The sequence below is a fragment of the Streptomyces apricus genome (genome assembly GCF_008369065.1).
GTDB lineage: Bacteria > Actinomycetota > Actinomycetes > Streptomycetales > Streptomycetaceae > Streptomyces > Streptomyces apricus.
In genome coordinates this window covers 1-7,431 of sequence record NZ_VDFC01000048.1, presented here as the reverse complement: position 1 = coordinate 7,431, position 7,431 = coordinate 1, and the positions used below count along the sequence as shown (strand labels likewise).

Here is a 7,431-nt window from a genome sequence, read left to right as displayed (position 1 = left end):
CCCCCGTCTCAGCCCACCGCCACCGACCGGCCGTCCGCCTCCGGCCGCAGCTCCGGGACCCGGGCCGACAGGAACTTCGTCCTGCGCCGCAGCGCGAAGCCCAGCGACTCGTAGAGCCGCACGGCACGGGTGTTGCCCGCCCCGGTGTGCAGGAACGGGGTCTCGCCCCGCGCGCGGATGCCGTGGGCGACCGCCAGCGTCAGCCGGGTCGCCAGGCCCTCGCCCCGGAAGCCGTCATCCGTGCAGACCGCGCTGATCTCGGTCCAGCCCGGCGGGTGCAGCCGCTCCCCCGCCATGGCGACGAGCCGGCCCTCCCGGCGTATCCCGAGGTACGTGCCGAGCTCGATCGTGCGCGGCAGGAACGGGCCGGGCCGGGTGCGCGCGACGAGGTCGAGCATCTCCGGCACGTCGGCGGGGCCGAGCCGTACCGCCTCCGGGTCCGGCGCCGCGGCCAGGCCGTCGTCCACGAACTGCACGCCGTCCACGTGGAACGTCGCCTCCCAGCCGGCCGGGAGCTCGCCCCGGAAGCCGGGCAGCGCGATCTCCTGGCCGGGTCCCGCGAGGGCCGCGACGTCCGCCCAGTCGTCGGCGTCGGGGTCCTCGGGCAGGGCCAGCCAGGGGGACACGTCGACGGGATAGCGCAGGACGCGGCCCCGGCGCTCGGCGAAGCGGGCGTGCGGGCCGGTCAGCGAGGCCCGCGCGGGGTGGTCCAGCACATGGCCCGCGGCGGCCGGGCCGTCCGCGCCGGCCGGGCCCGTGGCCACCGGCTCCGCAGCCACCCGGTCCGCGCCCACCCGGTCCGCGCTGACCCGGTCCGTAGCCACCCGGTCCGCGGCTACCTGACCCGTAGCCACCCGTTCCGTCGCGCTCATGCGGCGACCTCGATCACGATCTTGCCGCGGGCGTGGCCCTCCTCGACGGTGCGCAGCGCCTCGGCCGCCTCGTCGAGGGGGAAGGTCCGCGTCACCAGCGGGTCCAGCGCGCCGTCGACGACGAGCCGGGCCACCTCGTCGAGCACCGCCGCGGTACGCGCCCGTACGACGGGCGAGCCGCCCAGGTCCGCCACGATGTCCTTGCCGCCCGCGGTGATCAGCTTCGTGCGGTCCGCCACCAGTCCGGCCGCCGCCCGCAGGACCTCGCCGCCGACCAGGTCGTACACGGCGTCCACCCCGTCCGGCGCCAGGGCCCGCACGCCCTCGGCGAAGTCCGGCCCCGACGGCACGTGCGCCGCGCCGAGCGACTCGACCAGGTCCTTCTTGCCCGCGCTCGCGACGCCGATGACGTCCAGGCCCTCGGCGCGGGCGATCTGGACGACCGCGACCCCCACGCCGCCGCCCGCGCCCGTGACCAGCAGGGTCGCGCCGGCCGGCAGGCCCAGCTGGCGCACCCCGTCGTAGGCGGTGGCCGCCGCCACGGGCAGGGCGGCCGCGTCGGTGAAGGAGACGCCCGCGGGCTTGTGGGCGGTCACCTCCACGGGGAGCAGGGCGTACTCGGCGTAGCCGCCGGCGACCGGGTTGCCGAAGACCTCGTCCCCGATCGCGAAGCCGGTGACGCCCTCGCCGACCTCCTCGACGACCCCGGCGACCTCGTTGCCGAAGACGGCGGGCAGCGCGCGCCGCTGCTGACCGGGCCGCTGGTAGCCGGTGCGCTGCTTGAAGTCGACGGGGTTCACGCCCGCCGCCCGGACGGCGACCAGCAGCCGGCCGGGGCCGGGCACCGGCCGGTCCTGCTCGACCAGGGCCTCGGTCTCCGGACCGCCGTACTGGGTGAAGACGTACGCCTGGGGCATCGCTCCGTCACTCTCCTTCGCGCCGAGGTTCACGCCGATGGGCACCGGCCGGTGCGTTCACCGGCCGGCGGGCACTATCGGCAAGGGAGATCGCGGGTGCCGCTATTCCCTTCCCCGCCCGGATCCGGCGAGTGTTCATACGGCGGCAATGATCCCGGGGCGGGGCACGTCGGCGAGGCCGGTACCGTGGAAGGCGTACCTGACGATCAAGGGCCGCCCGCGGCGGCCTGGAGGCACCACTTCCATGAGCGTGACCCGATGAACGTGACCCGCGGCTTCGCCGGACGTCCGCGCGTGCGCACCGAGGGACTGCCGCCCGGCCAGTACGACGCCGGCGACGACTGGCCCGTCCTGTCCGCCGAGGTCACCCCGGAGCTGGCACCCGCGCAGTGGACGTTCACCGTCGACGGGCTGGTCGCCGCACCGCGCACCTGGACCTGGGACGAGGCGCACGCGCTGCCGCCGTCCGCCTACGAGGGCGACATCCACTGCGTGACGAGCTGGTCGAAGTTCGGGGTGCGCTTCGGGGGCGTGTCGCTCGACGCGTTCCTCGAAGCCGCAGGCCCGGCCGCGGAGGCCACCCACGCGCTCGCCTACTCGCACACGGGCTACACCACGAACCTGCCGCTCGCGGACCTGACGGGCGGACGGGCCTGGATCGTCTGGGAGTACGGGGACGGGCCGCTGCCCGCCGAGCACGGGGGTCCGGCGCGGCTGATCGTGCCGCACCTGTACTTCTGGAAGAGCGCCAAGTGGATCGCGGGCGTCCGGCTCCTGGACCACGACGAGCCGGGCTTCTGGGAGCAGAACGGCTACCACCACCGCGGCAACCCCTGGGAAGAGCAGCGTTACTCCGGTGACTGAGACCCCGACACCCCTGACGCCCCCGGCGCCCATGCCACCCGCGACGGTCGCGGCAGCCGCGGCGCCCGCGACGCGGTTCGCCGTGCCCGGCCGGATCGCCGTGAGCAACCGCGCCGCGGCCACCTGGCAGCGCGCCGTCCTCACCGAGGTCCGCCGGGAGACGCCGCACGCGTCGACGTTCCGGTTCGCCGTGCCGCAGTGGGCGGGACACCTGCCGGGACAGCACCTGATGCTGCGGCTGCGGGCCGAGGACGGCTACGTGGCCCAGCGGCACTACTCGATCGCCTCGCCCCCCGACGACGGCGGGCACATCGAGCTGACCCTCGACCACGTCGACGGCGGCGAGGTGTCCGGCTGGTTCCACACGGTCGCGAAGCCCGGCGACGAGGTCGAGCTGCGCGGACCGCTCAGCGGCTTCTTCGCCTGGCCCGGCGACCGGCCCGCGGTGCTCCTCGGGGCGGGGTCCGGCGTCGTGCCGCTGATGTCGATGGTCCGCCACCACCGGGCGCGGAACCTGTCGCTGCCGCTGCGCCTGCTCGTGTCGGCGCGCGCTCCCGAGGAGCTGATCTACGCGTCGGAGTACGGTCCCGAGACCACCGCGGTCTTCACCCGCAGCGCCCCGCGGGGCACGGCCGTGGGCCGGGTGTCGGCCGCGCACGTGGAGCGGCTGCTGGCCGGTGCGCCCGAGGGCGGCTGGGAGGCCTACGTCTGCGGCTCGAACGGGTTCGCCGAGCACGCCTCGCGCCTCCTGGTGGACGCGGGCCAGCCGGTGGACCGCATCCGGATCGAACGCTTCGGCTGATCGGCTGATCGGCCGGACCGTGGCCGAAGCGTCCGTTCCGGACGGACCGCCGCCGCCGGACGGAGCGCCGTCCGGCGGCAGTCCGTCCGACGGATCCGCCGTCAGCCGGCCCAGGTCCAGTCCGCGACCTCCGGCAGGTCGGTGCCGTGCTCGCGGATCCAGGCGTCGTGGCGGGTGCGGACGTCCGCCATCCGCTGGCGCACGGCAGCGGCCCGCACGGCGAGTCCCGGGACCCGGTCGATGACGTCCATGACCAGCCGGTACCGGTCCAGGTCGTTGCGGACGACCATGTCGAACGGGGTCGTGGTGGTGCCCGACTCCCGGTAGCCGCGCACATGGAGGTTGCCGTGGCCGGTGCGCCGGTAGGCGAGCCGGTGGATCAGCCAGGGGTAACCGTGGTACGCGAAGATCACCGGCTTGTCCGCGGTGAAGAGGGCGTCGTACTCGCGGTCCGGCATCCCGTGCGGGTGCTCGCCCTGCGGCATCAGCCGGGCGATGTCGACGACGTTGACGACCCGGACGGCCAGGTCGGGCAGGTGGGTGCGCAGCAGTGAGGCCGCGGCGAGCACCTCCTGGGTGGGCACGTCGCCGGCGCAGGCCAGGACCACGTCCGGTTCGCGGTCGCCGTTCTCCGTGCCGGCCCACTCCCAGATGCCGGCGCCGCGGGCGCAGTGGGCGCGGGCCTGCTCCATGGAGAGCCAGTCGAAGCAGGGCTGCTTGCCCGCGACGATCACGTTCACGTGGTCGCGGCTGCGCAGGGCGTGGTCGGCCACGGACAGCAGGGTGTTGGCGTCCGGCGGCAGGTAGACCCGTACGACCTCCGGGCTCTTGTTGAGGACGTGGTCGACGAAGCCCGGGTCCTGGTGCGAGAAGCCGTTGTGGTCCTGGCGCCACACGTGCGAGGTCAGCAGGTAGTTGAGGGAGGCCAGCGGCGCCCGCCACGGCAGCTCCCGCGAGGTCTTGAGCCACTTGATGTGCTGGTTGACCATGGAGTCGACGATGTGCACGAACGCCTCGTACGACGAGAAGAAGCCGTGCCGTCCGGTGAGCAGGTAGCCCTCCAGCCAGCCCTGGCAGAGGTGCTCGGACAGGATCTCCATCACGCGGCCGTCGCGGGCGAGGTGCTCGTCGGTGTCGAGGGTGCCGGCCTGCCAGGCCTTGCCCGTCGCCTCGTAGAGCGCGCCCAGCCGGTTCGACTCGGTCTCGTCGGGGCCCACGACCCGGAAGTTCCGCCGCTCACTCGTGTCGGCCATGACCCGGGCGAGCAGACCGCCGAGGACGCGGGTGGGTTCGTGCGTGCTCGCGCCGGGCTTGTCGACGGGGACGGCGAAGTCCTCCAGGCGCGGCAGGGGCAGGGAGCTCAGCAGCAGGCCGCCGTTGGTGTGCGGGTTGGCGCCGAGCCGGCGATCGCCCTCGGGCACGCAGTCCAGGACCGCGCGGGTGGGGCGGCCGTCGGCGTCGAAGAGTTCCTCGGGACGGTACGAGCGCAGCCAGGCCTCCAGCTGCCGCAGGTGCTCGGGGTTCTCGCGGACGCCGGAGAGCGGCACCTGGTGGGAGCGCCATGTCCCCTCGACGGGCTGCCCGTCGACCTCGGCGGGGCCGGTCCAGCCCTTCGGGGTGCGCAGGACGAGGACGGGCCAGCGGGGCCGCCCGTCCTGCCCGCCGCGTCCCTTCTCGCCGCGGCCCTTCCGGCCGGTGCGGGCCTCCTGCTGGATGCGGGCGATGCGGTCCAGCGCCAGGTCCATCGCCTCGGCCAGCTCCCGGTGCACGCGGGCGGGGTCGTCGCCGGACACGTGGATGGGGTCGTGCCCGTAGCCGCGCAGGAGCTCGTCGAGTTCGGCGCGCGGGAGGCGGGCCAGGACGGTGGGGTTGGCGATCTTGTAGCCGTTGAGGTGCAGGATCGGCAGGACGGCGCCGTCGTGGACCGGGTCGAGGAACTTGTTGGAGTGCCAGGAACCGGCGAGCGGTCCGGTCTCCGCCTCGCCGTCCCCGATCACGCAGGCGACCAGCAGGTCCGGGTTGTCGAAGGCCGCGCCGTACGCGTGGGCGAGCGAGTAGCCCAGTTCGCCGCCCTCGTGGAGGGAGCCGGGGGTCTCGGGGGCGACGTGGCTGGGGACCCCGCCGGGGAAGGAGAACTGCCGGAAGAGCCGCTCCATGCCGGCGGCGTCCCGGGTGATGTCGGGGTACGTCTGCGTGTAGCTGCCCTCCAGCCAGGAGTTGGCGAGGACGGCGGGACCGCCGTGGCCGGGCCCCCACACGCAGATCGTGTCGAGGTCGCGTTCGGCGACGACCCGGTTGAGGTGGGTGTGCACGAGGTTGAGGCCGGGCGAGGTGCCCCAGTGGCCGAGCAGCCGCGGCTTGATGTGCTCGGGCCGCAAGGGTTCGGTCAGCAGTGGATTGGCGAGCAGGTAGATCTGACCGACGGCCAGGTAGTTGGCGGCACGCCAGTGCGCGTCGAGCGCTGCCATGCGGTCCTTGGCCATGGGGAAGGTCTCCTGTTCGAAGGGGGCAAAGGATTCGGGGTTTCGAAGGGGATGGGACATGGGTTCCACACCACGCGCCGATCAGTCGTGACGGGCCCGTCGTTCGGCCGTCCGGACCCGGTGACGGTCACTTTCGTCCCGGTGCCGCCCGGGCGGGAGTACCGAACCGGCCCTCGAAGGGGTCCGTTCGGCCCATGCGGGGCACATGTTCTGGGTACGACGGTGCGAAGGAGGCGGTACATGCGCACGCGGGAGTCACGGACGCGGGTGGGCGGACGGCGGCGGCAGCGGCACAATCCGCTGCGGCGCCGGTCGGACGTGGTGGAGGCGTGGACCGCTCTCGCCGTCGCCGTCGTGCTGTGCGTCGGGGCGCCCCTGGCCGGGCTCGCCGCGGGGTGGCACGCGTACGACACGGCGCGGGCCACGGCGGCGGAGCAGCGCGCCGAACGCCACCGGGTGCGCGCCGAGGTCGTCGGGAGCCACTCCCACTCCGCATCGGTGCCCGGCGCCGAGGGGGACCGGCGGCCCGTCCACCGGGTGAACGTGCGCTGGAGCGAGCCGGGCGAGCGGCCGCGTACCGCGACGACCCGGGTGCCGCCCGCCGTGGGGGTCGGCGACCACACGTACGTCTGGGTGGACGGCCGGGACAGGGTCGTCCCCGCCCCGACGAGCCGGACGGTGATCTGGCAGCACGCGCTGGCGGTGGGCGCGTGCGGTGCCGCGGTGGCCGCGGCCGTGGTGCTGGCCCTGCACACGCTCGTGCGCCGGTGCGCCATGCGGCGCAGGCTGGCCGAATGGGACCGCGCCTGGTCCCACACGGGCCCGAACTGGACCCGAAACCACACCTGACGCCCTCTCCGACGGACCCGACTGGGCCGGCTGGCCCGACGGGACCGGCCGCGGCGACGGACCCGGCCGAACCGACGGACCGAATGACCCGGCTGAGCCGACAAGGCCGACCGGGGGCGACGAGACCGACCGGACCGGCGGGCCCGACCGGGCCGTCTGGACCGACGGACCCGACCGGGCCGACGGGTGTGGCCGGGGCGACGGACCCGGCCAAACCGACGGGCTCGACAGATCCGAAGGACCTGACCGGGGCCGACAGACCCGGCTGAACCAACAAGCCCGACCGGACCGAATGACCCGAACGACCCGGCTGGGCCAACGGGGCCGACCGAGGGCGACGGACTCAGCAGAACCAACGGGTCCGACCGGACCGGCGGACCGAAATGACCCGGCTGAGCCGACGGGCCCGACCGGGGGCGGCGGACCCGGCTGAACCGACGGGCCCGGTCGGGCCGACCCGGCCGACCTGGCCGATCTGGCCGACGGGCCAGCCGGACCGAGTCGCCGGGTCTGGTCGGCAGACCGGACCGGCACACCGGCCAGCAGGCAGCAGCCAGCAGCCACCGGACTTGACCCAACCGGCTCCGCCCCGGAGCCGGCCCCCGTACGGCCGGCCCCAGGGCCCGGAAGGGCCCCTCCCCCGG

Annotated in this window: 6 protein-coding genes; 3 read left to right on the top strand and 3 right to left on the bottom strand. The window is 74.7% G+C overall.

Annotated elements, in window-relative coordinates:
* Positions 1-8: 8 nt before the first annotated feature.
* On the bottom strand, positions 9-872 hold the full coding sequence (locus tag FGF04_RS29745) for a GNAT family N-acetyltransferase (protein ID WP_149514459.1): 864 nt from the start codon (positions 870-872) through the stop codon (positions 9-11).
* Entirely contained in the window at positions 869-1,789 is a 921-nt protein-coding gene (locus FGF04_RS29740) for an NADP-dependent oxidoreductase (RefSeq protein ID WP_149514458.1), read from the bottom strand. The genes FGF04_RS29745 and FGF04_RS29740 overlap by 4 nt, the downstream gene beginning before the upstream one ends.
* A 258-nt stretch (positions 1,790-2,047) precedes the next feature.
* On the opposite strand from FGF04_RS29740, the gene FGF04_RS29735 reads away from it, so the two are divergent.
* Positions 2,048-2,653, top strand: a complete 606-nt coding sequence (locus tag FGF04_RS29735; RefSeq protein WP_149514457.1) for a sulfite oxidase-like oxidoreductase — start codon at positions 2,048-2,050, stop codon at positions 2,651-2,653.
* Positions 2,654-2,684: 31 nt separating this feature from the next.
* Positions 2,685-3,455, top strand: coding sequence for a ferredoxin reductase (locus FGF04_RS29730; RefSeq protein ID WP_149514496.1), 771 nt, complete (start codon positions 2,685-2,687; stop codon positions 3,453-3,455).
* 101 nt (positions 3,456-3,556) lie between these two features.
* Here FGF04_RS29730 and FGF04_RS29725 read toward each other — a convergent pair whose 3' ends face one another.
* Positions 3,557-5,938, bottom strand: coding sequence for a phosphoketolase family protein (locus FGF04_RS29725; protein WP_149514456.1), 2,382 nt, complete (start codon positions 5,936-5,938; stop codon positions 3,557-3,559).
* Between the two features lie 240 nt (positions 5,939-6,178).
* Between FGF04_RS29725 and FGF04_RS29720 the strand changes: the two genes are divergently transcribed.
* The gene (locus tag FGF04_RS29720; RefSeq protein WP_149514455.1) at positions 6,179-6,787 is read left to right on the top strand and encodes an Rv1733c family protein; all 609 of its coding nucleotides are present in this window, start codon (positions 6,179-6,181) and stop codon (positions 6,785-6,787) included.
* Positions 6,788-7,431 lie beyond the last annotated feature (644 nt).